The 25506-nt window shown below is 68.2% G+C and carries 29 protein-coding genes and 1 tRNA gene; 14 read left to right on the forward strand and 16 right to left on the reverse strand.

Annotated elements, in window-relative coordinates; translation table 11 throughout:
• Window positions 1-120: 120 nt before the first annotated feature.
• The 4 genes from ACFOYW_RS08230 to ACFOYW_RS08245 all read right to left on the reverse strand — a co-directional run bounded on the left by ACFOYW_RS08230 (window position 121) and on the right by ACFOYW_RS08245 (window position 6552).
• Window positions 121-194 (reverse strand) — tRNA-Pro (locus tag ACFOYW_RS08230).
• 98 nt (window positions 195-292) lie between these two features.
• On the reverse strand, window positions 293-2755 hold the full coding sequence (locus tag ACFOYW_RS08235) for a transglycosylase domain-containing protein (RefSeq protein ID WP_390228381.1): 2463 nt from the start codon (window positions 2753-2755) through the stop codon (window positions 293-295).
• A 106-nt stretch (window positions 2756-2861) separates the two neighbouring features.
• On the reverse strand, window positions 2862-3803 hold the full coding sequence (locus ACFOYW_RS08240; RefSeq protein ID WP_390228382.1) for a metallophosphoesterase: 942 nt from the start codon (window positions 3801-3803) through the stop codon (window positions 2862-2864).
• Window positions 3796-6552 carry a transglycosylase domain-containing protein gene (locus ACFOYW_RS08245; RefSeq protein WP_390228383.1) on the reverse strand — a complete coding sequence of 919 codons (2757 nt, stop codon included), beginning with the start codon at window positions 6550-6552 and terminating at the stop codon, window positions 3796-3798. Before ACFOYW_RS08245 ends, ACFOYW_RS08240 begins: the two co-directional genes overlap by 8 nt.
• Before the next feature lie 119 nt (window positions 6553-6671).
• Here ACFOYW_RS08245 and ACFOYW_RS08250 point away from each other — a divergent pair, with 119 nt between their 5' ends.
• Both ACFOYW_RS08250 and ACFOYW_RS08255 read left to right on the forward strand, forming a co-directional pair.
• Window positions 6672-6827: a DUF4177 domain-containing protein gene (locus ACFOYW_RS08250; RefSeq protein WP_390228385.1), complete on the forward strand. Its 156-nt coding sequence runs from the start codon at window positions 6672-6674 to the stop codon at window positions 6825-6827.
• Window positions 6827-7294, forward strand: coding sequence for a RidA family protein (locus ACFOYW_RS08255; RefSeq protein ID WP_390228386.1), 468 nt, complete (start codon window positions 6827-6829; stop codon window positions 7292-7294). Before ACFOYW_RS08250 ends, ACFOYW_RS08255 begins: the two co-directional genes overlap by 1 nt.
• Before the next feature lie 173 nt (window positions 7295-7467).
• Here the strand turns inward: ACFOYW_RS08255 and ACFOYW_RS08260 are convergent, their stop codons facing one another.
• Together ACFOYW_RS08260 and acs are read right to left on the reverse strand one after the other, a co-directional pair.
• Window positions 7468-8319 (reverse strand): endonuclease domain-containing protein, encoded by an 852-nt coding sequence (locus tag ACFOYW_RS08260; protein ID WP_390228387.1) that lies wholly within the window; start codon window positions 8317-8319, stop codon window positions 7468-7470.
• 170 nt (window positions 8320-8489) lie between these two features.
• Window positions 8490-10463, reverse strand: coding sequence for an acetate--CoA ligase (acs, locus tag ACFOYW_RS08265; RefSeq protein WP_390228388.1), 1974 nt, complete (start codon window positions 10461-10463; stop codon window positions 8490-8492).
• 351 nt (window positions 10464-10814) lie between these two features.
• Between acs and ACFOYW_RS08270 the strand changes: the two genes are divergently transcribed.
• Window positions 10815-11282, forward strand: coding sequence for a hypothetical protein (locus ACFOYW_RS08270; RefSeq protein ID WP_390228389.1), 468 nt, complete (start codon window positions 10815-10817; stop codon window positions 11280-11282).
• A gap of 53 nt (window positions 11283-11335) precedes the next feature.
• On the opposite strand, the gene ACFOYW_RS08275 is transcribed toward ACFOYW_RS08270, so the two are convergent.
• From ACFOYW_RS08275 to ACFOYW_RS08300, 6 genes are all read right to left on the reverse strand, one after another.
• The gene (locus tag ACFOYW_RS08275) at window positions 11336-11530 is read right to left on the reverse strand and encodes a hypothetical protein (RefSeq protein WP_390228390.1); all 195 of its coding nucleotides are present in this window, start codon (window positions 11528-11530) and stop codon (window positions 11336-11338) included.
• Between the two features lie 311 nt (window positions 11531-11841).
• The gene (locus ACFOYW_RS08280) at window positions 11842-12891 is read right to left on the reverse strand and encodes a hypothetical protein (RefSeq protein WP_390228391.1); all 1050 of its coding nucleotides are present in this window, start codon (window positions 12889-12891) and stop codon (window positions 11842-11844) included.
• A gap of 302 nt (window positions 12892-13193) precedes the next feature.
• Window positions 13194-13469 carry a hypothetical protein gene (locus ACFOYW_RS08285; RefSeq protein WP_390228392.1) on the reverse strand — a complete coding sequence of 92 codons (276 nt, stop codon included), beginning with the start codon at window positions 13467-13469 and terminating at the stop codon, window positions 13194-13196.
• Window positions 13466-13591, reverse strand: coding sequence for a hypothetical protein (locus ACFOYW_RS08290; RefSeq protein WP_390228393.1), 126 nt, complete (start codon window positions 13589-13591; stop codon window positions 13466-13468). Before ACFOYW_RS08290 ends, ACFOYW_RS08285 begins: the two co-directional genes overlap by 4 nt.
• Window positions 13588-13959, reverse strand: coding sequence for a hypothetical protein (locus tag ACFOYW_RS08295; protein WP_390228394.1), 372 nt, complete (start codon window positions 13957-13959; stop codon window positions 13588-13590). The genes ACFOYW_RS08290 and ACFOYW_RS08295 overlap by 4 nt, the downstream gene beginning before the upstream one ends.
• A gap of 334 nt (window positions 13960-14293) precedes the next feature.
• Window positions 14294-14878 (reverse strand): hypothetical protein, encoded by a 585-nt coding sequence (locus ACFOYW_RS08300; protein WP_390228395.1) that lies wholly within the window; start codon window positions 14876-14878, stop codon window positions 14294-14296.
• A 23-nt stretch (window positions 14879-14901) separates the two neighbouring features.
• Between ACFOYW_RS08300 and ACFOYW_RS08305 the strand changes: the two genes are divergently transcribed.
• The 7 genes from ACFOYW_RS08305 to ACFOYW_RS08335 all read left to right on the forward strand — a co-directional run bounded on the left by ACFOYW_RS08305 (window position 14902) and on the right by ACFOYW_RS08335 (window position 18772).
• Window positions 14902-15072 (forward strand): hypothetical protein, encoded by a 171-nt coding sequence (locus ACFOYW_RS08305; protein ID WP_390228396.1) that lies wholly within the window; start codon window positions 14902-14904, stop codon window positions 15070-15072.
• Window positions 15069-15233, forward strand: coding sequence for a hypothetical protein (locus ACFOYW_RS08310; RefSeq protein ID WP_390228397.1), 165 nt, complete (start codon window positions 15069-15071; stop codon window positions 15231-15233). Before ACFOYW_RS08305 ends, ACFOYW_RS08310 begins: the two co-directional genes overlap by 4 nt.
• Entirely contained in the window at window positions 15233-15829 is a 597-nt protein-coding gene (locus ACFOYW_RS08315) for a hypothetical protein (RefSeq protein WP_390228398.1), read from the forward strand. Before ACFOYW_RS08310 ends, ACFOYW_RS08315 begins: the two co-directional genes overlap by 1 nt.
• Window positions 15830-15912: 83 nt before the next feature.
• Window positions 15913-16743 carry a hypothetical protein gene (locus tag ACFOYW_RS08320; RefSeq protein ID WP_390228400.1) on the forward strand — a complete coding sequence of 277 codons (831 nt, stop codon included), beginning with the start codon at window positions 15913-15915 and terminating at the stop codon, window positions 16741-16743.
• Window positions 16744-16837: 94 nt separating this feature from the next.
• The gene (locus tag ACFOYW_RS08325) at window positions 16838-17908 is read left to right on the forward strand and encodes a hypothetical protein (RefSeq protein WP_390228401.1); all 1071 of its coding nucleotides are present in this window, start codon (window positions 16838-16840) and stop codon (window positions 17906-17908) included.
• A 172-nt stretch (window positions 17909-18080) separates the two neighbouring features.
• Window positions 18081-18263, forward strand: coding sequence for a hypothetical protein (locus ACFOYW_RS08330; protein ID WP_390228402.1), 183 nt, complete (start codon window positions 18081-18083; stop codon window positions 18261-18263).
• A 26-nt stretch (window positions 18264-18289) separates the two neighbouring features.
• Window positions 18290-18772 (forward strand): hypothetical protein, encoded by a 483-nt coding sequence (locus ACFOYW_RS08335; protein WP_390228403.1) that lies wholly within the window; start codon window positions 18290-18292, stop codon window positions 18770-18772.
• A 35-nt stretch (window positions 18773-18807) separates the two neighbouring features.
• Here the strand turns inward: ACFOYW_RS08335 and ACFOYW_RS08340 are convergent, their stop codons facing one another.
• Complete coding sequence (locus tag ACFOYW_RS08340; RefSeq protein ID WP_390228404.1) at window positions 18808-19074, reverse strand: helix-turn-helix transcriptional regulator; 267 nt, start codon at window positions 19072-19074, stop codon at window positions 18808-18810.
• Window positions 19075-19197: 123 nt separating this feature from the next.
• Between ACFOYW_RS08340 and ACFOYW_RS08345 the strand changes: the two genes are divergently transcribed.
• Together ACFOYW_RS08345 and ACFOYW_RS08350 are read left to right on the forward strand one after the other, a co-directional pair.
• The gene (locus tag ACFOYW_RS08345; RefSeq protein ID WP_390228406.1) at window positions 19198-19824 is read left to right on the forward strand and encodes a hypothetical protein; all 627 of its coding nucleotides are present in this window, start codon (window positions 19198-19200) and stop codon (window positions 19822-19824) included.
• A 198-nt stretch (window positions 19825-20022) separates the two neighbouring features.
• Entirely contained in the window at window positions 20023-20676 is a 654-nt protein-coding gene (locus tag ACFOYW_RS08350) for a hypothetical protein (protein WP_390228407.1), read from the forward strand.
• A gap of 35 nt (window positions 20677-20711) precedes the next feature.
• On the opposite strand, the gene ACFOYW_RS08355 is transcribed toward ACFOYW_RS08350, so the two are convergent.
• The 3 genes from ACFOYW_RS08355 to ACFOYW_RS08365 form a co-directional block, all read right to left on the reverse strand.
• Window positions 20712-21029 carry a hypothetical protein gene (locus ACFOYW_RS08355; protein WP_390228409.1) on the reverse strand — a complete coding sequence of 106 codons (318 nt, stop codon included), beginning with the start codon at window positions 21027-21029 and terminating at the stop codon, window positions 20712-20714.
• Window positions 21030-21252: 223 nt separating this feature from the next.
• Complete coding sequence (locus ACFOYW_RS08360; protein ID WP_390228410.1) at window positions 21253-22959, reverse strand: recombinase family protein; 1707 nt, start codon at window positions 22957-22959, stop codon at window positions 21253-21255.
• Window positions 22956-23576 (reverse strand): hypothetical protein, encoded by a 621-nt coding sequence (locus ACFOYW_RS08365; protein ID WP_390228411.1) that lies wholly within the window; start codon window positions 23574-23576, stop codon window positions 22956-22958. The genes ACFOYW_RS08360 and ACFOYW_RS08365 overlap by 4 nt, the downstream gene beginning before the upstream one ends.
• A gap of 113 nt (window positions 23577-23689) precedes the next feature.
• Here ACFOYW_RS08365 and ACFOYW_RS08370 point away from each other — a divergent pair, with 113 nt between their 5' ends.
• Both ACFOYW_RS08370 and ACFOYW_RS08375 read left to right on the forward strand, forming a co-directional pair.
• Window positions 23690-24409: a CpaF family protein gene (locus tag ACFOYW_RS08370; protein ID WP_390228412.1), complete on the forward strand. Its 720-nt coding sequence runs from the start codon at window positions 23690-23692 to the stop codon at window positions 24407-24409.
• Complete coding sequence (locus ACFOYW_RS08375; protein ID WP_390228413.1) at window positions 24406-25488, forward strand: type II secretion system F family protein; 1083 nt, start codon at window positions 24406-24408, stop codon at window positions 25486-25488. Before ACFOYW_RS08370 ends, ACFOYW_RS08375 begins: the two co-directional genes overlap by 4 nt.
• Window positions 25489-25506: the final 18 nt, after the last annotated feature.

Below are 25506 nucleotides of genomic sequence, written 5' to 3' on the forward strand. Positions count from 1 at the left end.
AGGCTTTCTCGCCCTTCGGCACGAACGGCTCGCGCGTCCATTCCGGGCAGCCAAAACAAAACCCCCGAACCCACGTTCTGTGAGTTCGGGGGCTTCCGATGTCCTAAGACATCACACCGGTCGGGGTAACAGGATTTGAACCTGCGACCTCCTCGTCCCGAACGAGGCGCGCTACCAAGCTGCGCTATACCCCGGTGGCCCGAAGGCCTCAGCCAGTCTACCTGACGTCGGCTGATGCTCCGAACCGGTCAAACGGCCGGCTGCGCCGATCGCCAGGCTGCCGACGCCGACGCTATTGCGTCGCGGTCGGCCCCGGCGCCGGGATCGTCGGTGGCGGCGACTGCGCCGGCGCCGGCGGCGCCGACTGGGCCGGGGGCGTCACCACCGGGGCGGGGGGCGCCGCCGGCTGAGTCGTGGTCTGCGGCTGCGGCTGCGTCGGCGCGGTGGTCGGAGCCGTCGTGGTCGGAGCCGTGGGCACCGTCGGAACGGTGAACTGCGGCGTGGTCACCGGCGCTTGGGAGGTGCCGCCGTAGAGCAGGCTTGCCGGGGGAGCCCCGAACTGGGCGCCGCCGTACTTCGCGTTGAGCGCTGCGATGATCGGCCGCGCGATGATCAGCTTCGCGTCGCCGCCGTTGATGACCTGGCCCGTCTGCGAATTGGTGAAGTACTGGTTGCGCAGACCGACCGTGCCCTCGACGTTGCCGACCCACGTCACCTGGGCGACCTTCGACGTGGTCGTCGCGATCCAGTTCTGGGTCGCGCCGGCGTTGCCGTTCACACCCGCGGTACCGGTCTTTCCGGCGAGCGGCACGCCGTCGTTCGGGTTGCCGAGAATGCCCGTGCCACTCGTCATGACCGTCTTGAGCGCGTACAGCACGGCGTTCGCGACGTCAGTCGGGATCGCCTTCGTGCACGTGGTCTTCGGCACGGGAACCGAGGCGCCCGTGTCGACACGAGTGATGCTGTTGATCACGATCGGCGTGCAGCTGGTACCGCCGTTGGCGAACGCCGCGTATGCCTGTGCCACCTGCAGCGGCGATACGTCGTTACCACTGCCGATCGCGCTCGAGGGCCCGGTGAACCACGGGGTGGAGGGATTGCCCGAGTCGACGCCCATCTTCTTTGCGAGCTGGTGCACGTCGCACAGGTTGAGCTGCTCGGCCATATTCATGTAGATCGTGTTGATCGACTGAGTCGTGCCGTCGAGCACCGTGTGGTACCCGTACTCCGAACTCGTGTCGTTGTAGACCTGGAACGTACCGCTATCGGAATATGGCGCGTTCGAACCACACGTACTCTTGAAGCTCGAGTTGTTGAACCACATGCTCGTGCCGTTGATGCCCTGGTAAAGGGTATGGCCGTTCTCGAGCCAGTCGGCGAGCACAAATGGTTTGAAGCTCGACCCCATCTGGAATCCGATCGAGCCGCCATACGGCGACGGGGTCACGTAGTTGACAGACGTCGACCCCGCGGGCGGATCAGGCGACTCGCTATACGTCTTGTTCTCGACCATCGTCACGACCTTGCCCGTGCCGACCTCCATCGAGGTCTGTGCGCCGCCGAGGTCGAGCGCGGGGTCGCTGTGCGGCAGGTACGAGTCCATCGACGCCTGGGCCGTGTTCTGCAGGTCGAGGTCGAGCGTCGTGTAGACGTTGATGCCGCCCTGACGGAACAAGGCCTGGCGGTCGGCGGCCGTCTTGCCGAAGGCCGAGTTGTTCAGAACGGTCTGCTGCACGTAGCTGCAGAAGAAGCCGGCGTCGTATTGCTGGGCCGACTGACACCCGCTCGGCGTCGGCGTGATGTGCGGCGTGATCGGCTGCTTCTCGGTCGCGGCAGCAACGGATGCCGTGATTTTGTGCTCCTTGACCATGCGCTCGAGCACATAGTTGCGCCGGTCCTTGGTGGCCTTGAACCCGTTGCTCGGGTTGCTGCTCACATTGGTCTTGGCGGTCTGGTCGATACGCAGGTTCGCCGGGTTGTTGAGGATGGCGACGAGCGTCGCCGACTCGTTCAGCGTGAGCTTCGCGGCCGTCGTGTTGAAGTAGTACTTGGCGGCGGCCTCGACGCCGTAGACCTGGCCACCGAACCCGACGAGGTTCAGGTAGCCGAGCAGAATGTCGTTCTTGGGGTACTGCTTCGCGACGCCCGTGGCGTAACGGATCTCCTGGATCTTGCGCGGCACCGTCTGGCCGGCTGCGTCCGAGTAGCACGTGTCGAGCTTGGTCTGCTGTGCGTCGCGGGTCTTCGTCGGCGCATTCGCGTCGACGGGGTAATCGGCTTCGCAGCGCTGTACGAGCACGTTCTTCACGTATTGCTGGGTGATCGACGAGCCGCCCTGCACGCCATTACCCGAGACGGTACTCGCGGCACCGCGCAGAATGCCGAGCACGTCGATGCCGCCCTCACTGTAGAAGCGCGGGTCTTCCGTAGACACGGCAGCATCTTTGACGTACTGCGAGACCTGATTCCACTTCACATCGACGCGGTTCTGGAAGTAGAACTGGGCGATCTTGACCGGCTGACCGCCCTTCGTCGCATAGAACGACGTGTACTGGTCGGGCGGCTCGATCTTGAGGTAATCGGGAAGCGAATTGAACGCTTCGACGCCCTGCTTGGTCACCGTGGTGCCCGCGATCGCAGCCGGTGCGAGCAGCGCCCCGACGAGGACCCCGGCGAGAAGACTCAGCCCGAGGAACGCGCCGAACGCCTTGCTCAGCTTGTTCCAGCGGCCCGTAGAATTCCCCGAAAGTGACACCCCTGCAGGTTAGCCGGGGCGTTTCAAAGACTCCCTAAAGCGGCGCTGAGTGCAGGCTGACCGTTGCGAATGTGTTAAGCGGGGTGCTAGGCGCGGGCGCGTTCGTTCACGCCGACGGCACGAGGGTGAGCAGGCTCGCCTCGGGGCGGCACGCGAAACGGAACGGCGCATAGATCGAGGTGCCGAGCCCGGCGCTGACGTGCAGGTAGGCCTCGTGCTCGCCGTGTTCCCAGCGGCTCAAGCCCTTGACCTGCTGTCGCGGCAGGTCGCAATTGGTGACGAGCGCCCCGAACCCGGGAAGGCACACCTGGCCGCCGTGCGTGTGGCCGGCGAGTAGCAGCCCAGCGCCGTGGTCGACGAAGTCATCGAGCACGCGCCGGTACGGAGCGTGGGCCACACCGATGCGCACAGCATCCGTGCCCTGCTCGTCGGGCAGCGTGCGCAGAGCATCCGCCGCCTGATCGAGCCGGTCGTAGCCACGGTGCGGGTCATCGACGCCGAAGAACTCGAAGCGCGTGCCCTTCACGTCGAGCACAGCCGCGGTGTTGTTGAGCGCCGTCAGGCCGATGCCATCGAGGTAGCGACCGAGGCCAGCGGTGTCGAGGTCCTTCGGACGCTGCGGCATCGTGCTCGGGCCGCCGAAATAACGCATCGGATTCTTCGGCGTCGGCCCGAAGTAGTCGTTCGACCCCCACACGTACACGCCGGGTGTGCCGCGGAACGGATCGAAAGCGGCACGGATGCCTGACAGCCCGTTCTCGTGACCGAGGTTGTCGCCGGTGTTCACGATGAGGTCGGGGTTCAGCTGGGCGAGTGCGGCGACCCACGACTGCTTGTCCCGCTGCCAGGGCGCCATGTGCAGGTCGGAGAGATGCAGCAGCCGCACGGGCTCTGCGCCGGCCGGGAGCACCGGCACGTTGAAGGCGCGCAGCGTGTAGCGGGTGCGCTCGACGAGGCTGCCCCACGCGACCGCGCCGGCACCGACCGCCCCGATTGCGACAGCGGTGCTGCCGAGGGCGCCGAGAGCCGAGCGGCGGGAGCTAGCCATTCTGGCCGCCGTTCTTGCCCTTGCTGCCGCCCGGACTCTTGCCAGGCGAGCTCTTGCTCGAACTGCCGCCGCTGACGGTCAGGGTGACCGTCGAGCCCTTGTTGACCGAGGTGTTCGGGGCCGGGCTCTGCGCGCTCACGGTGCCGTCTTGGTTGGCGCCTGCGTTGACCTTGCCGTTGAGCCCGACGGCGCCGAGTGCCTTGGCCGCGTCAGCGAGGGACTTGCCGATGAGCGTCGGCACGGCGACCTGGTTGCCCTTCGATGTGTACACCTGGACGATGGAGCCCTTGCTCAGCATCGTGCCGGCCGGCGGGCTCGAGCCCGCGACCTTGCCCTTGGCGACCGCCGAATCCTTCTGGCCGCCGTCCTGGTAGGTGAACCCGAGGCCGCCGAGAACCGTCTTCGCCTGGGCGACCGTGTCGCCTTCAAGGCTCGGCAGCTTCTGCTGCGGGCCGCTGACGAGCAGCGACTCGGGCTTCGGGAACTGGCCGCCGCCGTAGACGCGGTCGAGTTCCTGCAGGATCGGCTTAGCGATGTTGAACTTGACGTTGCGGCCCCAGATGCTGTTGTTGGGCCCGAAGTAGATGCTGCCGAAGCCGGTGTTGGCGTAGCTGCTGCCCACCTTGTGCGCCTGCACGTTGCCCACCCAGACCGCGTTCGCGACCTTGGTCGTCGAGGTGACGAGCCAGTTCTGCTCCGCGTTGTCGGTGGTACCGGTCTTGCCCATGATCGGCACGCCGTCCTGCGGGTTCGCGGAGACACCCGTGCCGTCGCCGATCAGCGGGCCGTTCTGGAGCGCGTAGGTCACGCCGGCTGCGATCTTCGGGTCGATCGCCTGCGTGCACTTCGTCTGGGGCACGGGGATCGACTTGCCCGACGAGTTCGTCACCTTGTCGATGTAGACCGGCGAGCACGTCTTGCCGCCGTTCGCGATGCCCGCGTAGGCGACCGCCATGTCGACGGGCGCGATGTTGTTCGTACCGAGGATCGACGCCGGGGTGTCGCCGAGCTGCGCCGGCACCGGCTTGCCCTTCGAGTCCGTCACGTTGACCAATTGGCCCTGGGAGTTGTACTGCTGCGCGTACGGGTAGGCCGGCTTGACTCCGAGCGCTGACGCGTCGCTCCGCAGCTGACACAGATCGATCTGCTGGCCCATCGTCGCGAAGGCGGTGTTGACCGAGAGCTGGGTGGCCCTCATCACCGTCATCGGGCCGCCCTCGCCCGGCGAGTCGTTTCCGACGGACCAGTTGCCCGCGCCCGCGAAGTTGTCGCATGAGCTGTGGAAGTTGGTCTGCGGAATCGAAACGCGGTTGTACGGCGCATTCACGACGTCGTTGAGGGCGTGACCGGTCTTCAGCCATTCGACGAGGCTGAACGCCTTATAGGTCGACCCGGTCTGGAATCCGCTCGATCCGCCGTGGTTGTAGTCGAAGGTGTAAGCGACCGGCGTCGAATTCTGTGATGGCGTGTTGGTCGCGTTGTACGGCCTGTTCTGCACCGCCATCACCACGCGGCCGGTGTTGAGCTCGACCGACACGTCGGCCGCGCCGAGATCGAGCCGCGGATCGGATGCCGGAATGTAGTCGCTCAGGTTCGTCTGCGCGCTCGCCTGCAGGTCGAGGTTGAGCGCCGTGTAGATCTTGAGTCCGCCGTGAGTCAGCAGCGCAGCGCGATCGGATGCCGTCGCCCCGAAGGCCGAGTTGTTCTGCATCTCGTACATGACGGCGTTGCAGTAGAAGGCCGCGTCTTGGCTGGCGGCCTGCGCGCACCCGGATGCCTGAGGCGTGATCTTCGGCTGGATCTTCGTCTTCACGGCCGCGTCGTACTGAGCCTTCGTGACCGTCTTCGCCTTGAGCATCGACCGCAGCACATAGTTGCGACGGTCGAGCGCCCTCGCGTAGTCGTTCTTCGCGCCGTTCAGCTTGTTGTTCGGCTGATCGATGCGCAGGCTGTTCGGGTTGTTCACGATGGCGATGAGCGTCGCCGCCTGCGGCAGCGTGAGCTTCGCCGCGGTCGTGTCGAAGTAGTAGCGTGCCGCGGACTCGACGCCGTAGACCTGACCGCCGAAGCCGGCGATGTTCAGGTAGCCGAGCAGGATCTGCTGCTTCGAGTAGCTCTTCTCGACACCAATGGCGAGCTTCATCTCCTGGATCTTTCGCGCAGGAGTCTGATCGGTGTACTCGTAATAGCAGTCCTGGTATTTCTTGTCCATCGCGGCCTGCGCGGCCTTCTGCTGAGCAGGAGTGCCCTGCGTGCCGACGATGACGTCGTACTTCTCGCACGTCTGCACACGCACGTTCTTCACGTACTGCTGCGTGATGGACGAGCCGCCCTGGGTCTCGGCGCCGGGGTGGATCGCGTCGCTGACGATCGCGCGCATCGTGCCCTGCACATCGATCGCGCCGTGCTCATAGAAGCGCGGGTCCTCGGTGCTGACCGCCGCGTCCTTCACGACCTGACCGACCTGGCTCCAGCTGTCGATGATGCGGTTCTGCGAATAGAAGGTCGCGATCGGAACCTGCTTGCCGCCCTTTTCCGCGTACATCGTCGAACGCGTCGCGAGGGGGTCGATCTTCAAATACTCGGGCAGGCCGTCGAACACGCTCGCGCTGTTGTTCGCTGCCATGCCGGTCACTGCGACGGCGGGCGTCACCGCTGCGGCCACCAGCAGACCGGCTACAACGCTCATGCCGATGAAGCCGAGCGCGCCTCCGACCACGCTTGTAGCAGTGAGTTTTCGGGCAGACATAGGATGCAGGTTACAGGCGCGAACCTGGCAGCCGACTTCGGCGGCGCCCCGGCGCGCCCATTTTCGCCGTGCACTGTGCGCCTCGTCGCGCCCAGCTGTGCCGACCCTGAGGAGACCCCGTGCCGCGCTGGGAATACATCACAACGCCCCTTCTTCTGCACCGTGAAACGGCGATCCTCAACAACTGGGGCTCGGAGGGCTGGGAGCTCGTGCAGGTCGTGACCGGCGCCGAGGGCGGCATGATCGCGTTCTTCAAGCGCCCGGTGGAGTCCTGATGCCGGCCGACGCGCAGCTCGCCGAGCTCGGCATCACGCTGCCCGAGGTGCCGGCGCCGGCTGGCGCATACATCCCCGCCGTGATCTCGGGCACGCACGTGTGCACCGCGGGGCAGCTGCCCTTCGTCTCGGGCCAGCTGGCCGCTACGGGAAAGGTCGGCTCGGGCGCCGACCTCGTGACGCCCGAGGACGCGAAGCGCTACGCGCGCCTCGCGGCGATCAACGCGCTCGCCGCTGCGCGCTCGGTGCTCGGAACGCTGGACCGCGTGACACGAGTGGTCAAAGTGGTCGGCTTCGTCGCATCCGATCCCGCTTTCACGGGTCAGCCGGGTGTTATCAACGGCGCCTCCGAGCTGCTCGGCGAGGTCTTCGGGCCGATCGGTGCGCACGCGCGCTCGGCCGTCGGCGTCGCGGTGCTGCCCCTCGACGCCCCGGTCGAGGTGGAGCTCACCCTGGAGTTCGCCTAGCCGGCACCCCGCCCAGCCGGCACCCCGCCTAGCCGGCATCCCGCCTGGCCGGCACCCCGCGTGGCCGGCATCCCGCCCAGCCGCGCGAGGGGCACACATCTCGGCCAACGGCACCCGGGCTCAGGCATCCGATGTGCCCTCCGGCCACTTTGCTGCCGCTCGCGCCGCGGCGTTCACGGCCACAGGTGCGCCCGCTGAGCGAGCAGCGCCGTGATCTCTCCAAAGGTTCGGTCCCAGTGATGGACCACGTCGGCATAGCTGAACCGCAGCACCGTGTAGCCCATTCGTCGCAAGAGCCGGTCGTATTCGCGATCCATCACGAGCTGTTTTGGGTCCTTCAGGTGCTGCACGCCGTCCAACTGGATGACAAGCCGTTCCCCGACCATCAGATCGACCCGGTGACCGTGGATCCTGACCTGCTCTTTGCAGGGGATGCCCGCGTGACGCAGTCGCACGCGAGTTAGTGACTCAAGCCCGGAGTCCGCGAGCCGGCTGACGTGCGGCAGAACACGGCCGAGCGCGGCCCCATGAACGGATGCGAGTGTGCGGAGCTCTTCGGTGGAGATGTGCCCCTGATTCAGCGCGGAATCGAATGTGACCACGGCGAGCTCCAGTGGCTGGCACTGCGCGACATGCATCAGCATGCTCCGACTCGACTCGATGGGGATCCGATCGCCGGCCGGATCGATCGGATGCTTCGTCCAGTGGACTCTGACGGGCAGCCGGCCGGCGTCGGCTCTGAAGTGCGAGTTGAGCACGCGCGGCGTGATGTGCAATCGCGCGTCGGACATCGTCCACAGGCCGCGCCGCTTTGCTGCCGAGATGCAGGCGATTCGGGCGCCCATCCGGACGGCGTGGAGGAAGAGCGGGTGCGCGTCAGCGCGGGCGACGAGCAGCCGCCCGATCGGCACGAGCACACCCCTCTCGAGCTGGCGCTTCAATTCGCCGGAACTCACGCCGTGGTGCCGAAGCTGCTGACGGGTTGCAAAGCCGTAGTCGGGGTCGAGGAGGGGTCGAATGTCCATTCCGGAAGCGTGATGCCACGCATCCGCTCATGGCGCCCGCGATCCGGAACTGTGGATGGATTCGACCTGTGGAGGGCAAGATGAGCGGCAGCCAACGAGTCGAGCGGCACACGAAAGCTGCAGCTTCGTGTGCCGCTCGGCGAGAAATGTGCCGCTCGTGCGTGCCGCGGCTACTTGACCGCCGTCGCGATGACCTGCATGACGGCCGTGTCGGCGAGGGTCGTCGTGTCGCCGACCTCGCGGCCCTCGGCCACATCGCGCAGCAGACGACGCATGATCTTGCCCGAGCGGGTCTTGGGCAGCTCGTTCACGACGTACACCTGGCGTGGCCGGGCGATCGGGCCGATCTGCTGGGCGACGTGGTTGCGCAGCTCGAGCGCGACGTCGTCAGGCGAGGTGGCGTTGGCGCGTTGCGAGTCCTTGATGATCACGAACGCGACGACGGCCTGGCCCGTGGTCTCGTCGGATGCTCCGACCACGGCGGCCTCAGCGGTGAGCGGGTGCGACACCAGAGCGGACTCGATCTCCGCGGTGGACAGTCGGTGGCCCGAGACGTTCATGACGTCGTCGACGCGGCCGAGCAGCCAGATCTCGCCGTCTTTGTCCTTCCGTGCGCCGTCGCCGGCGAAGTAGAACCCCTTGTCGGCGAACTGCTCCCAGTAGGTGGAGATGAAGCGGTCGGGGTCGCCCCAGATGCCGCGCGCCATCGACGGCCACGGCTCGGTGATGACGAGCAGGCCGCCCTCGTCGGGGCCGACGGATTCACCGGCATCCGTCACGATGTCGACCGAGACGCCGGGCAGCGGAACCTGCGCGGAGCCGGGCTTCAGCGTCGTGATGCCCGGCAGGGCGCTGACCATGATCGCGCCGGTCTCGGTCTGCCACCACGTGTCGACGATCGGCGTCGCGTCGCGGCCGATGATCTCGCGGTACCAGATCCACGCCTCGGGGTTGATCGGCTCGCCGACCGATCCGAGCAGGCGCAGCGAGGTGAGGTCGCGCGCCTGTGGGATCTGGCGACCCTGCTTCATGAAGCCGCGGATCGCCGTCGGCGCGGCATAGAAGAGGGAGACCTTGTACTTCTCGATGATGTCCCACCAGCGGCCGGGCCCGGGGGTCTCGGGGGTGCCCTCGTAGATCACTTCGGTCGCGCCGTTCGCGAGCGGGCCGTAGACGACGTACGTGTGGCCCGTGATCCACCCGATGTCGGCCGTCGACCAGTACACGTCGGTGTCGGCGTGCAGGTCGAAGACGTACTTGTGCGTGAACGCCGCCTGGGTGAGGTAGCCGCCGCTCGTGTGCAGAATGCCCTTCGGCTTTCCCGTCGTGCCGCTCGTGTAGAGGATGAAGAGCGGATGCTCGGCCGGGAACGGCTTCGCGGTGTGCTCGTCTGAGACCTGCGCGATCTCCTCGTGCCACCACAGGTCGCGACCCGTCGTCCACTCGACGTCGTTGCCGCCGCGCCTCACGACGAGCACGTGCTCGACCGAGGTCGCCGGCCCGTCGCCGTGGTCGATCGCGAGCGCCTCGTCGACCGCGGGCTTGAGCGGGGCGACCTTGCCCTTGCGCCAGCCGCCGTCGGCCGTGATGACGAGTTTCGCCTCGGCGTCGTCGATGCGGGCGCGCAGGCTCTCGGCGGAGAATCCGCCGAACACGACCGAGTGCACGGCGCCGATGCGGGCCACTGCGAGCATCGCGACGATCGCCTCGGGGATCATCGGCAGGTAGATCGCCACCCGGTCGCCCGACTCGACGCCGAGCGCGGTGAGCAGGTTCGCGGCCTTCTTCACCTCGTCGGTGAGCTCGGCGTAGGTGATCGAGCGGGAGTCGCCGGGCTCGCCTTCCCAGTGCAGCGCGACGCGGTCGCCGTTGCCGGCGAGCACGTGTCGGTCGAGGCAGTTGTAGGCGACGTTCAGCTCACCGTCGGCGAACCACTTGGCGAACGGCGGGTTCGACCAGTCGAGCGTCTGTGTGAACGGCTTCGACCAGTGCAGCAGGCTGCTCGACTGCTTCGCCCAGAATGCGAGGCGGTCGGTGCGGGCCGCGTCGTAGAGGTCGGGGGTCGCGATCGCGTTCGCCCGGAACTCGTCGCTCGGGGGGAATCGCCGGGCTTCGTGCAGCAGATTGTCGATGGTGTCGGCCATGGATGTCGCTCCTTTGCGAAACGGAGTTCTGCGGTGTTTTGGGGTGGCACGAAGGCAACGATTTGACCCTACGCCAACGCACCGACAGGGTCATTGCACTTTGTCTTGCGCAGTGTGCACTTTCGCGTACACTGAGTGACGGTTCGGAGTTTTGATTCCAACCCGCGGCGTGCGTGGTTCCCCCCAACTATCGCGCCGCTGTGGCGGCGCCAGTTCCCCCCAATTGGCGCCGCCCCCTTTTTTAAGGCGCGCGCAGGTCTTCCCCAGCACACGACGGCGATCGGATGCGTTCTCCACCGTTCGATCCGAGGCCGCCGCGGCGCCGCGACTGCGCCGCCTAGCGTGCTTCGCGTGACCGATTCCGCAGCCGCGACGTCGATGCATGGCGAGCCGCCCTCGCTGGTGCCGTTCGTGCCTCGGCGCGGTGCGCGTGGCGAGCGGTCACGCGGCGGCCCGACCCTTCTCGCTCCGGTAGCCGACCAGGCGCGGGGTGGCGCCGGAGCATCGGTCGGGCCGCCGCCCGCCACGGCGGTGTCGCCCGCGGTGGTGCTGGCTGCCCGAGCGGCGCCGGTCCCAGTGCCGCCGCCTGCGATGCCTGCGGCACTCGTCGAGACGTTCGGCCCGCTCGCGCCGTACCTCGCACTGCCGACGGTGACCGATGTGCTCATCGCGCCCGACGGGGCGCTGTGGCTCGATGAGGGGTCGGGGCTGAGACGTGATGCGGTCTGGTCGCTCGACGAGACAGAGGTGCGCCGGCTGGGTGTCCGTCTCGTCGCGCTCGGCGGCAGGCACGTCGACGAGTCAAAACTCAATATTTGACAGTACCTCGCCACGCTCGCCGCTATGGGATCGGATTGGCGCGGCTACCTCTCTTATAGGCCGAGCGCGCGACGGCGCTTGTATCGAGCTTTCGCCGCGCGGTGGCAGGTCTTGCATCGAGGCTTGCCGTCTTTCGAGGAAGGCCACCAGTAGCAGTTGTCGCCGACGAGCGCGTGGCCGCGCTGACACCTGGGGATATCGGCTCCGGGCTGGCGGGCCGCGCCGGGGATGAAGATCGCGGCGGTCATGCGGCCAGCGTAGTTCTGCGAGCTCGCGCACGGGGGAGCCCTGAGGGTCACAACGCGCGCCCGCGCGCCCGCGAGCCGGTCGACGTCGATATCGGCATCTGCCGCCCACCATCGCCGCGGTTGCCGATATCGCATCCTCGATATCGCCCGATATATCAAGTGATATCGCCGATATCGCCGTCTCATTTGTGGTTCTCGCCTCCGGCCCAGGCGGTGTCATATCGAGATATCGCATATCGGGCTACGCCCCGCCCCCTTTAGGGGGCGGCCCCTTGGGGCGATATGCGATATCTCGATATGACGGCGCGGGCCTACGGCTGGGAGGTGTCGATACGGGCGCGTCGTTGACGCTGTGCCTTGTAGAGCCAGCTCTGTGCGACCGGGCGCTCGTCGCTCGTCGTCCTCGTGCTCACCACCTCCCACATCCTCGGCTGCGTCATCTCATCCGGCACATACCCGAGGCTGTCGAGCCACTGCACGCCTATCTCGATGCGCTCCTCGCCCGTCAACTGCTGCGCACTGGTCGATATATCGGCGATATTGGCCCGATATACGCCCCTTCCCGCCAGTCCCGGCTGGTTGGGCATCCGGTCCTTTCTCATTGCGTTAGATGCGCGTGTGGCCGTTTCGCGCTCAAGCGTCATCACGGCCATCGCATAGGGCATCGCCTGCTCGTACTCGCCGTCATTGAGCACGACCTCGGGGAACCGCACCCGCCAGGTGGCCTCGGTGATCGCCCGCCGCCGTCCGATCTCCCTCTTGATCCGGCTCGCGGGGGTGTCGAGCTCGGCGGCGAAGCGCCACTGATCACGAGCGTCCTGAAGCTGCTCCGGTCCGTCGAAGTCTGCCTCCTCGGGCTCGTCGACGACGGGTGGCGTGATCGGAGCCGTTAGCCACGTCTCGATAGCGCCCATGTCGCACTGCGGGCAGGGAGAGCCGGTGTGGAGCTTGAACCAGCCGTTATCGAGGATCACGATGCGAGTGGTCGCGCGGTCGTCTTCATCAGCGGTGCGGTGCCAAAGGGGGCAGGGGAAGTCGAGCGCGAACGGCCTCTCCACCGTCCTCTTCGCGGCAGGGTCGAAGGCCTTCGCCTTCCTCACCGCGACGCCCATGCCGGTGAGCGCGACGACCCAGGCGTCGACGACATCGTGCGGGGTGAGGCCGCTGCCTGCGCGCTGAGACCACAGCGCCCACTCCCTGAGCTCGCGTTCGATCAGATCACGCGGCGTCTCGTCGGTGTCGAGCTCATCGAGCTCATCGAGCTCATCGAGCTCATTGACGCGGGGCTCTCCATCGGGCACGTCCGTGAAGTCGATACTGACCGGGGCGTGCGCGTACCCGGCTTCCGGGTTATTCTGCATGTGCTCTCATCTCAATTCGGTTGGCCCCGGAGTGAGTGGCTTGGGCCCGGGTTGGTGAGCCCGGGCCCTTCCTCTTTTTCCGGAGTATGCGGTGGCCCCGATGTATTGCTGGTACTGAGTATTGGTCGGCGCCGGCGATCACGCCAACTACCGCCTCGTTTATCGTCCGGGGAGTACCCCTCCCGAGCCGATAAAGCCGGTGACTGCGGATAATCCCAAGAGCAGCACCCACACGAGCGGCACGATGCCGGGCACGTCGAAGATGCTGCGGCGTTCGCGCCGGGGGCGGGGCTTGTTGACTGTCATCGCGATCCCGCACCCCCTTCAGCTGCGTCGTCGCGGTGATCGGCGGTGTGATGGAGGTGTTGGTGTAGCTCCTGCCCGATGCGCTGCACTTGGCCCCACGGCAACCACGTCGTCGTCACGACGGGGTGACCATCATCGGGACTCTCGTGGAGCTCTCGGACGACCAGGCCGAGGTCAGTCGAGGCGACGAGCTCCCCGACGTAGACGTTGAAGTCGTAGAGCGTGATCGTGACCGCCGCGCTCGCGTCGAACCCTGGTGCGACCTCATTCACTCCGAGACCTCCAGCGTCGGCGTGGTGAGCATGCCGACCACCGTCATCACGTCTTCATCGGTCAGAGGCGGCCAGTCGGCAACGGCGGCACGCGCCGCGGCGCGGATCTCCTCGGCGGTCATCGCTCGGCCGCCTCGTCGTCGTCGTGGTGGACGAGGGCGACGGTGTGACCGGAGCGCAGGGGCACGATGCGGGCGTTGTCGCCGTACTTCTGGGTCCACGGCACCCGCTTCTTCGGTGCCAGCGCCTTGCTGACGCGAGCCTGGCGACGGGCCTCATCGCGGCGGGCGAGGAAGCGGCGCACGTCCTCGGGGTCGACCATGAGGCCGCGACCGCGAAGGCCGGCGTCCTCGGGGAGGTAGCCGATCACTTCGCCGCGGCCGACGTAAGAACGGATTGTTTGGTGGGTGAGGCCGAGCTCGTCGGCGGCCTTCTTGACGGGGAGCAGCCGCTTCGGGCGCTCGGGCGTGGGGATGTCCGAGGGGGACATGGAGAACCTTTCGGCTCGAATCACGTCCCCTGCGCCGTCTACGGCATCACGCGCCCCGCTGCGGGCGCGACCTCACTAACCCGACGCTGCCTTACGGCTGCCCGGCTGGTCTTGAGGGCCTTGCGGCGGGGGTAGTAGTGTGCTCGACCAGTCGGCCCCAGGCATCCGCTCTGTCGCGCGACAGCGACGTGCGGTGGGGGAGTTGGTGCCCTCCGTCGTCGGAGACGACCGCCTCGTGTCAAAGTCTATGCGACAACTTCGCTCGCTGCTAGATTTCGGGTTTCATCAGGGTTTTTATAACACTCAAACCTCTAGACAGAGTCAAGCTGGCGACTTATGCTCGAAGCACATCGACCGCAACGCCGCTTCGGAATAGCGCCTTCGGGCGTCGCCGCAGAGCAGTCCTGATTAGGACAGGACAGCCATGCCCAAACCACAGCCGCCGCGCATCCAGCGCCGCTACCACGATCACGACCACCGCAGCGCCGATGAGCAGTCTCGCCGCGACCAGTGGCTTGTCGATAGGCGAGCTGAGAACGCCCGTCGAGCCACCGCCGAGGCGGTCGCGGCCTCGACGCGGCTGGAGCCGTCGGTGCGCGAGTTCGAGCAGAAGGCTGCGCAGGCTGCCGCCGATCGCACGCGCCGCCGCGTCGAGGCCGCGCTGGCTGAGCCGTGCCCGGAACCGACGTGCGACAGCCACATCGGCGGCTACTGCTTCAGCGGCGCGCGCGGGTTCCATGCCGGGCGGATGGCCGCTGCTGAGGATCGGCTGGCTGAGTCGGCGACGCGCAGTATCGGCCGTGCGCCTCTGCGCGGTGCCGAGACTGAGATTGAGGAGCTCGCGCGAGCTCAGCGCCGCGCGGCTCATGCCGATCTCGTCCGCGAGCGGCAGCAGCACGAGCGTGCTCGTCGCGAGCACCGCGAAGCGATGGGAATGCGCCGATGACCAGAGCCCGCGTCGGCTCGCCGACCAACCAGACGATCGCCGTCTACAGCGGTCGCGCCCTTCGCCGCCGTCTCGGCGAGCGCGCCGTGCAGCAGACGCCGCCCGAGCGGCTCGTACCGCTCGTCAAGGTCAATATCTCCGGGGCCGAGGCAAGGGAGCACAAATGAACACGAAGCCGCGAGATGTTCTCGCGAGCCCGCCCGAGAAGTCGGACGCACGGGATCGCCTCAGCAAGGACGCCCGCGAGCAGAGCCTCGCGCGCCGCGCCGACGAGACACAGTTCAACAGCCAGACCGAGGCATGGTCGGCACACACGAGGGGGATCTGATGCCCGTCAACGTCTCCGCAGTGCGCGCCAGCCGACTCGCCGCGCAGCGCCTCGCGTCAAGGGTGGATGACGCATCCGCCCGCGCGAACGCCGCGTTCGCGAGCAGGCCGAGCCAGCAGGTTCTGGTCTACGGCTCGGATGGGAACACCGCCCTCGGCCTCATCGCCGTCGCCGACATTGAGAAGGTGCAGGTCGTCGCAGACCCCGATGACATCGACGGCAAGGCAGCTGCGGGGCCGGTGCTGCTGTTCGACGCGATGGGCGATCCGGTCGGCTTCGCGCTGGCCTCGGCTCTCACCGAGGTGCCGGAGGTGCAGCCGGTCGGCGCGCCCCAGCTCGACAACATCCTGCCGCCCGGTCCGGACATGCCCGGCGCGCTGCCGAACGGCGGCGTGACGCCGAGCATTCAGGCATCTGGCAAGAAGCCGGGATGCGCGACGTGTGGCAAGCCGCATGGGCCGTCGTTCCACTCGCACTCCGCGCCGCGGAAGCAGATCCCAACCTCGATGCAGGCCGTTGCTCAGTACGTCGTCGGCCTCTCGGTCGAGGAGCGCGAGACGTTCGCGGACACCGTGAGCCGAGCCCTTCGCTTCTGACCCTCTCCCGGCGCCGCCCGGCATTCCACAGCGGCTCCGCTGGCGTGCGGCGCCGCGGCCACACCTTTTGAAAGGACACCATCATGGCGTACATCGCGCCGCCCCAGGTAGTCGCGGGACCGGCGAGAGCGCCGCTGCCCTACGGCATCTTCTCGGTCGTGGACTTCGAGACCCCCGACGATCCTCATTGGCAGGCAGGCGGCATCCAGTGGGAGTACCTCGACCCGTTCACGGTGCAGCTGATCGGACAGGTGCAGAGCCCCGAGAGCGACACCTCTGGGCTGCCCATCGAGTTCGACAACTCGGCAGACTTCGACTCTGGCGACCTTCCCGACCTCGACCCCGGGTACACCTCGGCGACGTTGTTCACCGCGATCGGCAGCTTCAAAGTGAGCCCCACCGCGTGGTCGGCGGAGCAGGCGCTGGAGCGCGCGACGACGGTGCTCACGACGTTCGAGGAGCGGCAGGTCGAGCACGCGTTGTGGAACGGTGACGTAGGCGCGAGCCCGAGCCTGACCGGCGCCGAGACCCTTGGCTCGTGGGATTACGAGTCGGCGCACATCGCGCTCGGCGAGCTAGAGCAGTTCATTGCGGACACCTACGGGTCGCTTGGAGTTGTGCACATCCCGCGCAAGATCGCGTTGACGCTGTTGCACAACGGCACGCTGTTTACGCGGGGCAACGCCCTCTTCACGGCGCTCGGCACGCCCGTCGTCAGCGGCTCCGGCTACCCGGACGGCGCGATGCGCGCCACGCCTGCGCTGCGCGGGTTCCGGTCGGAGATCTTCTCGGCGACCTCCCGCCCCGGCGACAACTTCGACCGCCTCCGCAATGACCAGTACGCCGTGGCGGAGCGGACCTACGTGATCGCGTTTGACCCGACCGGCGTGGGCGAGGTTGAAATCACCGCCTGACCGGCGGCACGGCTCCCCGGCCCGCGCGTGCGGCGATGTGTGGCGCGGGCCGGGGCACACATCGCCACCATGCATCGCCAGAAAGAAGCTCGACATGTCGCTGTTCCCCCGCCGTGAGCCCAGGTCGCGACCCGCTTCCCGCAGTCGCCGCCGCTGCCGCGACTGCGGCGGATTCATCGAGGCCCGCACGCCGACGACGAAGTACATCAGCACCCAGGCCGAGCTCCTGCTCGACTCCGAGAAGGCGGGCAACGGCGACGTGCGCGAGGTCAAGAGCATGGTCGATGCCAACCGGACGTTCATCCTCGGCCAGTGCGCGACGTGCCGCGCGGTGGCGGATCGTGCGAAGCACCTCGTCGCCGAGCACGAGGTGTTCGCCCTGAGACTGGGGACGCTGAGCTACGCCGAGGACTTGTTTACCTCCGGCCTCCTCGCTCTCGATCTGCTGGGCGTTCCCGCGGCTACGGCGGACGCCGCATTCACCAGCGCCGGTGCGAAAAAGGCAGTCGGACTCCTCGTCCGAGGCGACGTGGGGCTCGCGCACGCCGGCGCCGACGCTCGCTACCTCGGGCGCCTCTACCCCATCTTCACCATCCGCGGGCAGCGTCAGGGCGGGGACGGCACCCGCTGGTCGCACCTCGCCTCCGCCGAGGTTGACGCGGTGCGCGAGGGCTACCTCGCCTGGCAGAAGCTCCGCGTCGAGCGAACCCAGCCCATCCCCGCGCCCGAGGGCGGATGCATGTTCTGCGGCATCGGCGCCGTGATGGGCCTCGCCAGCCAGGGCGCCTCGATCTGGGGCAACGAGCGCAAGATCGACTCTCGCACCCTCGGTGGTCCCGGTCTCGGAACGATCACGGGGCATCTGTGCCCGGTTTGCCGGAAGAGCGTCGAGATGGCTGGGGCGTTCGGCGCGCAGACCCTCACCCGCGCGCTCCTCGACTACGTCGGCTACAAGCGCAACGTATGGGCCGGATACCCCGAGGCAGAGGGTCTGCAGGCGTGGGCAGTCACCCGCCGCGGTCGCGACGGCATGGCGAACCCGACGCCGTGGGCGCACGAGAAGGCGCTCGCCGAAGCGCGCCGGTGGGCCGCATCCGCCTCGAAAACGGCGCCAGGGGCGCTTGTCTGGGATGACGAGCACGGAGCGAGGCCCGCGGTTGCCTGAGGCATCCGTCGACTCGCAGAAGCGCCCACGGCGATGCCCGCGCGGCCACCTGATCGAGGGCTCCAACGCCAAGCCGTATCCGACAGTGGCGAACCCGAAATACCTCGTGTGCCGCGCATGCAATCGCGAATCATCTCGGCGGTGGCGACTCCGGCGCCGAGGCGAGGCACGCTTGCTCGACCGACTCGCCCGCGACGGCGAGCCTGCCGTGGCAGGCGACTGGGCCAGGTGGGCGATGAGGCTGCCGCCCATCGAGCGCGAGGCGCTGATCGACCGTACATCGAGGGCGACTGAGAGCGCCCTCAAGCGGCTCGCCGCGTTCAAGAAGCTCTCGGCCGAGAGGAGATCATCGTGACGGGTTTGTCGGACAGGTGTCGGAAAGTGATCAACGGCGTCCCGTGCACGGAGCCGCCGGTCAGCGGCGACGATTTGTGCTTCCGCCACGGCGGCAAGGTCAACCGGCTGACCCGCCGAACCGCGCGGCTGAAGGCGGCGCAGCTGGTGGAGCCCGCAATCGCTCAGATCGCGAAGCTCATGGTGACGGCGAAGAGCGAGGCGGTGCGGCTCCGCGCCGCTCAGGTCGCGCTCGACATCAACGGCGTCGGCGGCTACTCCTCGATGAAGCTCGATGAGATCGACGCCCGCTCGGTGCTGATGGACCGCATTCTCGCCTATCGCGCCGGGACCGGGCGTGAGATTGGGGCTCGCGACGACGACGACCGTGACGACGATGTGACGGATGCCGAGGTGGTCGAGGACACACCCGCCGTCACGACGACCGCGGACCCGAAGCGTAGGGAACTCCTCGACCGGCTCTCAGCGATGCGAGCCCGTGACGTGCACGAGGCGGGCGAGGCGGACTGATCGCCGCCGCGATGACCGCCGCAAGCCCCTTCGAGTCATCCGTCGAGAGCCTTGAAGAGTTCGGACGGCGGAACGTTCAGGGCGTGCGCAACGCGCCACCAGGATTCGAGCGATCCTCGCGAGGCTGGTCGTCCGGGGCGGCGGCTGCGTGGTGTGGCGGTCTCCATTGCGATGAGCGTTGATCGCGAGACCCCAGAGAGCTCGGACAGCTTCTCGTAGGTCAATCCGCGTTCTGCCCGCAGGCTGCTCAGCCGCAGGCGCAGCGTTTCGAAGTTCGGATTGAGGGAGCTCTCGGGCGACACATAGTCACGACACCCGTTCTGGGCCTTTCGAGCAGTACGGCTAGCCAGACAAACTGGTGGCTAGCCAGACCGTCTATTGGCTCTGGGGGATTCGCGCGGGAAACGCGGACGGAGGGAACAGTCATGGCACGCGGCGTCAACATCGGGCCGTTCAGCGTCAGCAACGGCGCAACTCGGGGGAAGCAGAACAAGCAGGTTCGGCTGCAGAAGAAGCAGCTCAAAACCGCGAAGGCTCAGCTTGAGGTCACGAACTCGCAGCTCGCGCACGACAAGGCCGCCGCCGAGGCTCAGACCGCTCAGGCCCTCGCCGCCGAGAAGGCCGCGCATGACCGCTGGTATTTCGCCCTCCCCGCCCCCAAGCAGGCAGAGTATGACGCCCAGCAGGCAGCGACCGAGACTCAGGAGGCCTACCGCGCCGTCGAGGAGAAGTCGCAGAGCATCGCAGCCGTGCGACTTCTCGATGAGAAGCGCTCGGCGCTCAAGTTCAAGAAGACGATGACGATCATCGCCGGCATCGCCGCGCTGATCTCCATCCCGCTGATTTTCGCCGGCGGTTTCGGCGTCGCGACCCTGATCATCGCGTTGATCGGCATCCCCGTCACCTGGTGGTGGGCGCCGCGCGCTCGTACGTTGCGCATCGAGCGGATGGTCGGCGAGTACGACGCGCTCACGGCGACCGCCGAAGCGGCGGAGGCGCGGTCCGCGCAGCTCGCAGCACGCGCTGCGCAGGCTGCTGCTTCTGGCAGCTAACCGAACCAGATAGCGCCTGCGCCTGTGCCAGTGGGTTGTTGGCTCGTGCGACACGCTGGCGGAGGAGGTCGAGCTCGCCGAGGCCGAGGATGCAGAGCGACGGCGGAAGCTCAATCCGCAGCCACCGACGCATCCGCGCGGGCTCGCGGGGTAGCTGACCCGGCTCATGTCGGAGGCTCGCGCTAGGTTCTGACCGTGATGGCCAATCCGCTGCTCCTGCTCGTCGCTCCGAGCGTTGCTCATGCCGCTCCGAGCTGGCTCGATGAGCTGGGGCCGTTCGGGCCGCCCGTCGTGGCGGCGATCGTTGGCGCGGTGGCTGGCTGGATCGCGTCCATCGCGACGGTCGATAGCCAGGAACGCGAGAAAGAGCGCTATCAGGCGAGGCGCGTGCTCATCGATGCGCTCAAGCTCCTCCAGGCCTACATCGAGCATCAGCGTGGCATCCACTTCCCCGATGTGACGATCTCGAACGGTCAGATCGGGATCGACAGCCGTGTCGAGTTTGTGGTTTCGACGTTCCGCCAGACGAGCCTGCTCGGGCACCGGGAGCGCGAGCACATCGAGGCTGACATTGAGCGGCTCGTTGGCTATCAGGCGACGTTCCGGACCAAGGATCGCGCGGCACTCCCGGCGTCTCTGGTCAACCGCGATGCGGAGTATGCGGCGAAGTCGCTCGCCCTCATTCCCGAGGTGAAGGCGGGCACGTTCCAGCGCGGGCTGCTGGAGGAACTGGCTCGTCCTGTCGCAGGCGACGCTGAGCACGAGCCCGCCGCCGTCGCGTGCATCCAGCAGATTGACCGCACGGTGGCCTATCTCCGCGGTCGTCGCTGGTGGAGGCCCTGGCGCGGGTGAGCGGGTGACATGTCACCGCGCGTCGCGAGTGTGGGCTAGAACTCGTCGCGCGGCCTCGAACTCGTCCCACCCCTCGGGCTGCCCTCGCGGGCCATCCGGTCGCGGATGCGCTGCGGCAGCCACGGGCTGTTGGCGAGGGCTTCGCGGTCCTGTTCGAGTCGCTGGTGGATGCGCGTCATCTCTACATCGGACAGCGGGCCGGGGGAGTGCGCTGGCTCGGGCGCGGGCAAATACTCGATGTAGCCGCTCACAGCCTCGCCGGGCTTAGGGCCGGTCCGGTTCCGCTCGTAGTTTTCCTGCTCTCGACGCAGCGCCTCGTCTTTGCGCTTCATCAGATCGTCCCAGGCGGACATGGGGTCTCCTTCGGTCATCGTTCATCGATGCCACGAAGTGACGCCCGGTGCGGCACCCGGGGGTCGGTGTGGCTTGAGCCACGCCACGCACAGGCCGCTGTGAGGTCGAGTGTAGACGATCACCGCCGCGCTCGCCCCTGCGGGTACGGAAAGGCCCCTCCGTCCACTCGGGAAGGAGGGGCCTATTTCGTCTGCGAGAAGCAAGCGTGGCGACGGCGGGCAGCTAGTCCGAGCCGGTCGCCGCGACCGTGGCCGAGGCATCCGCAGCCTCGACCGTGGTGCTCGGCCTCGGGGCGGCCGCGGTGCCGCGAGTGACCGGGGCGAGTTGGATGCGGATGGGGTCCCACTGGGAGCCGCGGGTCTTCGCGGGCACGATCGTGATCGTCATGAGGGAGGCGATCACCGCCTTCTTCATATCCAGCGGCGCGTCGAGGAAGGCCTTCCCCGGGTTCTCCGCCGACAGGATCGAGGAGGCGGCGTGGTCCTGAACCGCGCGGTCGAGGCGGGCCTGCACCTCATCGAGCTCCATCTGCACCCTCTCGGTGGCCTTGCGGTGGAGGGAGGCGGTGATGTCGCCCGCGGCGTAGTCGGCGTCGAAGCCCTCCAGACGAGCCCGAAGCACGTCGCGGCGGTCGCGGTCGGCCTGCGTCAGCGCCTCGGTGTCCGGGGCGAGGGCGGCGATGGTGCGGGGATCGTCGAGGCGGGCGATGACGGCCTCCGTCACGAACGCCTCCGTCTGCTTCGCGCCGATTGTGAGGTGCGTCCCGGTCTCGCATCGATACAGCCATCGCTTGGGGTAGTTCCGCTTCGCCGTGCCGCCGAGGGTCGTGCATCGGAGCACCCCACCGCACAGCACCGGCTCCCCGTGCTCGTCGACGACGGGCGCGCCGTCCTCGTCGAGGACGGGCTTGCCGCATCGGGCAATTCCCGAGAGCAGGTGTCGGGGGTCTGAGCCGTGCTTGCCCATGCGGTCGGGCGCGGCGAGGACGGCGACGAGCGCATCCCACGCCTCCCTCTCGATGATCGCGGGCCACACGGCGGCCCCGACGATCTCGTACGGCAGGGCGCGGGCGTGGCTCTTCCCCGGCATGCCGTGGGCGAGGAGGCCGGCGTTGCGGGGGCGAAGGAGCATGTCGCGGAGGGCACCATATCGCCAGGTGGGCTTGGGGGTGTAGCTCTCCGTCGTCGTGATGCCGGTGGCGGGGTCGGTGACTTTGCGGGTGCGCGGCATCACCGCCGTCGCCGTCCCCGGCTCGCCTCGGGCGACCCGCTCGTTGAGTTCCCGAGTGAGGCTGCCGAGGGAGCGACCGGCGAGCACCGACTGGGCGGCCCAGCGGATGACTGCGGCCTCGGACTCGCGGATCTCGAGGCCTCCCGTCTCGAAGCCGTAGGGACGCGGTCCGCCGCGATAGACGCCTTGGGCGGCCATCTGCGCCTTCGCCCGCTTCACCCTCTCCGCCGTTCGCTCGGCCTCTGCCGCATCAACGGATGCCTTGATGCGGGCGACCATGCGCCCGTCCGCGGTCGACAGGTCGTCGTTCCCGGAGACGACCGTGTGGAACTCGGTGCCGTGGGCGTCGTGGAGGTCGATGAGATCCTCGAACTCGCGCGGCCTGCGCGTGAGGCGGGAGTTCGAGTAGGCGAGTATCACATCGAACTCGCCGCTCCGCGCCGCCTGGAGCATGGAGGTGTAGGCAGGTCGCTTCTTCCTGCTCTTGGTCGAGGCCGAGATGTCGTTGTCGACGTGGACGTGGCTCTCCACGACCTCGTAGCCGAGGCGACGGGCGAGGGCTCGGCAGTCCTCCTGCTGGCGGGTGACGCCGTGCTCGCGGCCTTCGCGGTCGTCGGAGATGCGGGCGTAGATCGCGGCACGCCGCGGGGCGGCACCCTCTCGGATGCCGCCTCGCTGTGCCGTGGCCGTGGGGCTCACGCCTCGGCCTCGACGTGCCGCGTCTCCGCGACCTTCACGCCGTCGACCAGCACGACCGAGGATGCGGTGTCCTCGCCCGGCTTGACCTGCTGAGCCTCGACCGGCTCCGCCTCGACCGGCTCGGCCTTGGGGATGCCGTGCAGGATCGCCTCAACCACCGCCGCGGCCTTCGCCTTCGGGATGCCGAGGGTGGCGACGTAGGCCTCCACGGCCTCGCGCTTCGCCTGCGTGGTCGCCGCGGCCTTGGCCGTCTGGCTGGGGCGCGTCCAGCCCGTCTCGACCCGGTGCCGGGCCTTGATGAGCCCCTGGACGTAGCTCGGCGAGCAGGCGGCCTGGGCCGCGACCCAGCGCGCCGGTGCGCCTGCATCGGTGGCGAGGAAGATCGCACGCTGGCGTGCGATGACCGAGGCGCGGTCGGCCTTGTCGTAGCTGAGGCAGGCGCGGGACAGCTCGTCCAGCACCTCCGAGGGGAGCTCGGGTGCCTCGCTCGCCGCGGTCGTGGCGCTCGTCGCCTTCCCGGTTGTTGCCTTGCGGCCAGTGGCCTTGGGCGACTTCGCGGACTTCGACTTCTCGGCTTCCTCGACTTCGGTCGTCTCGGTGGTGTTCGTGGTAGTCATGATCTCGACATCTCCAAATGTCATGCGCCCTCGGTGAGTCTTCCCAGCTGCCGGGGGCGCTTTGTCGTGTGAGGCGGTTGCCTTACTGTCAAATTCTAGGTGTTGACGACGGAGTGCCCCTCGGCGACGTGCGACTTGGCAACGGCATCCGTGTACACGTCGCGCTGCCGCCGATCTCGGTCGGCGGGACGACTATCTCGGTTCGCGTGCCACGCGCGGCGGGGCTCTCGCTCGATCAGCTGGCCGCGGCCGGCATGATGTCGGCTGCGCAGCGACGGATGCTCGGCGCCGCCGTCGCGGCACGGAAGAACGTCCTGGTCACCGGTGCGACCGGTTCGGGCAAGACGACGCTGCTGGCGGCGCTGCTGTCGCTCGCACGCCCTGATGAGCGCATCGTCATCGTCGAGGATCTGGCCGAGCTTCAGGTGCGGCATCCGCACGTCGTATCGCTGGAGGCGCGACAGGCGAACCTCGAGGGCGCCGGCGAGATCGGGCTCGCGCGCCTCGTGCGCGAGGCGTTGCGCATGCGGCCCGACCGGCTCGTCGTGGGGGAGTGCCGTGGTGCCGAGATCCGCGAGCTGTTCAGTGCGTTGAACACCGGCCACGACGGCGGGGCCGGGACCCTGCACGCGAACTCGCTCGCCGATGTTCCGGCGCGCATCGAGGCGCTGGGAGCGCTCGCGGGCCTCGGCACCGACGCGATCGCGCGCCAGGCGGCCAGCGCTGTCGATCTCGTCGTGCACGTCGCGCGCTCCGAGGGGCGGCGTGTGGTGGCTGCGATCGGCGCGATGACGACCGATGCCTCCGGCCGGCTGCGCGTGGACCAGTCGTGACGTCGGCGGCCGCCGCGCTCGACGATGTCGCGGCGGTTGCGCAGCGCCTCGGCGTGCTGCTCGCCGCGGGCATCGCGCCGGAGCGCGCCTGGCAGTTCCTTGCGGCGCCGGCACCGCCACCGGCACCGGCACCGCCACCGGCACCGGCAGCACCGTCGGCATCGGCATCAGGCGCCGCGGCGCTCACGGCCGTGCCCCGCGATCCGCAGCCAATTGCCCGGCCGGGCCGACTTGCGGTGCCGGAGGTGGTGCGCGCCGCCGCTGACGCGGCGTCGCGAGCGGGCGACGTCGCGGATGCGATTCGGGCCGAGTGCGCCAATGCGCCGCCGTTTGCCGGCACGCGGCACCGAGCTGTCGCGTGGGGCCTGTTCGCGGCGACCTGGGCGGTCGCGATGCGCTCCGGGGCGCCGCTCGCGGCGACGCTGCAGAGCTTCGCGACAGGCATCCGTCGCGCCGCTGCACTGCATCGGGAGCTAAGCGTCGCGTTCTCAGGCCCGAAGGCCACCGCGCGGCTCGTCGGCGTGCTGCCGCTCGTCGCGCTCGGATTCGGACTCATCCTCGGGTTCGACACGCCGCGCGTGCTCGCGGCCACTCCGATCGGCTGGGCGTGCCTCGTGGTCGGCTTCGGCCTGATGACCGCGTCGCGCCGCTGGAGCCGTCGCATGCTCGCGGCAGCCGAGCCGCGCGATCTGGCGCCGGGGCTCGAGGCCGAGCTCGTCGCCGTCGCGATGGGGTCCGGAGTCTCGGTGGCGCGAGCGCGCGAGGTGGTGGCCGCTGCGCTCGCCGAGTACGCGCCCGAGCTCAGTGAGGGCACCCCGCAAGCGGTGGGCGCGGTCGATGCGGTCGACGCGGTGCTCGAGCTCGCGGCACGTGCCGGCGTGCCGTCCGTGGGGCTGTTGCGAGCCGAAGCCGAGCGGCAGCGCGCGGAAGCGGATGCGTCGGGCCGGGCGGCCGTCGCATCCGTCGCCGTGCGGCTCATGATCCCGCTCGCCGTCTGCGCGTTGCCGGCCTTCATGGCGCTGGGCATCGTCCCCGTGCTCGTCGCGCTCTTCGTCGACTCGGGCATCACCTTCGGCTGAGCGCTGGGCCGACCATCG

This window comes from Gryllotalpicola reticulitermitis (genome assembly GCF_042651345.1).
Lineage (GTDB): Bacteria > Actinomycetota > Actinomycetes > Actinomycetales > Microbacteriaceae > Gryllotalpicola > Gryllotalpicola reticulitermitis.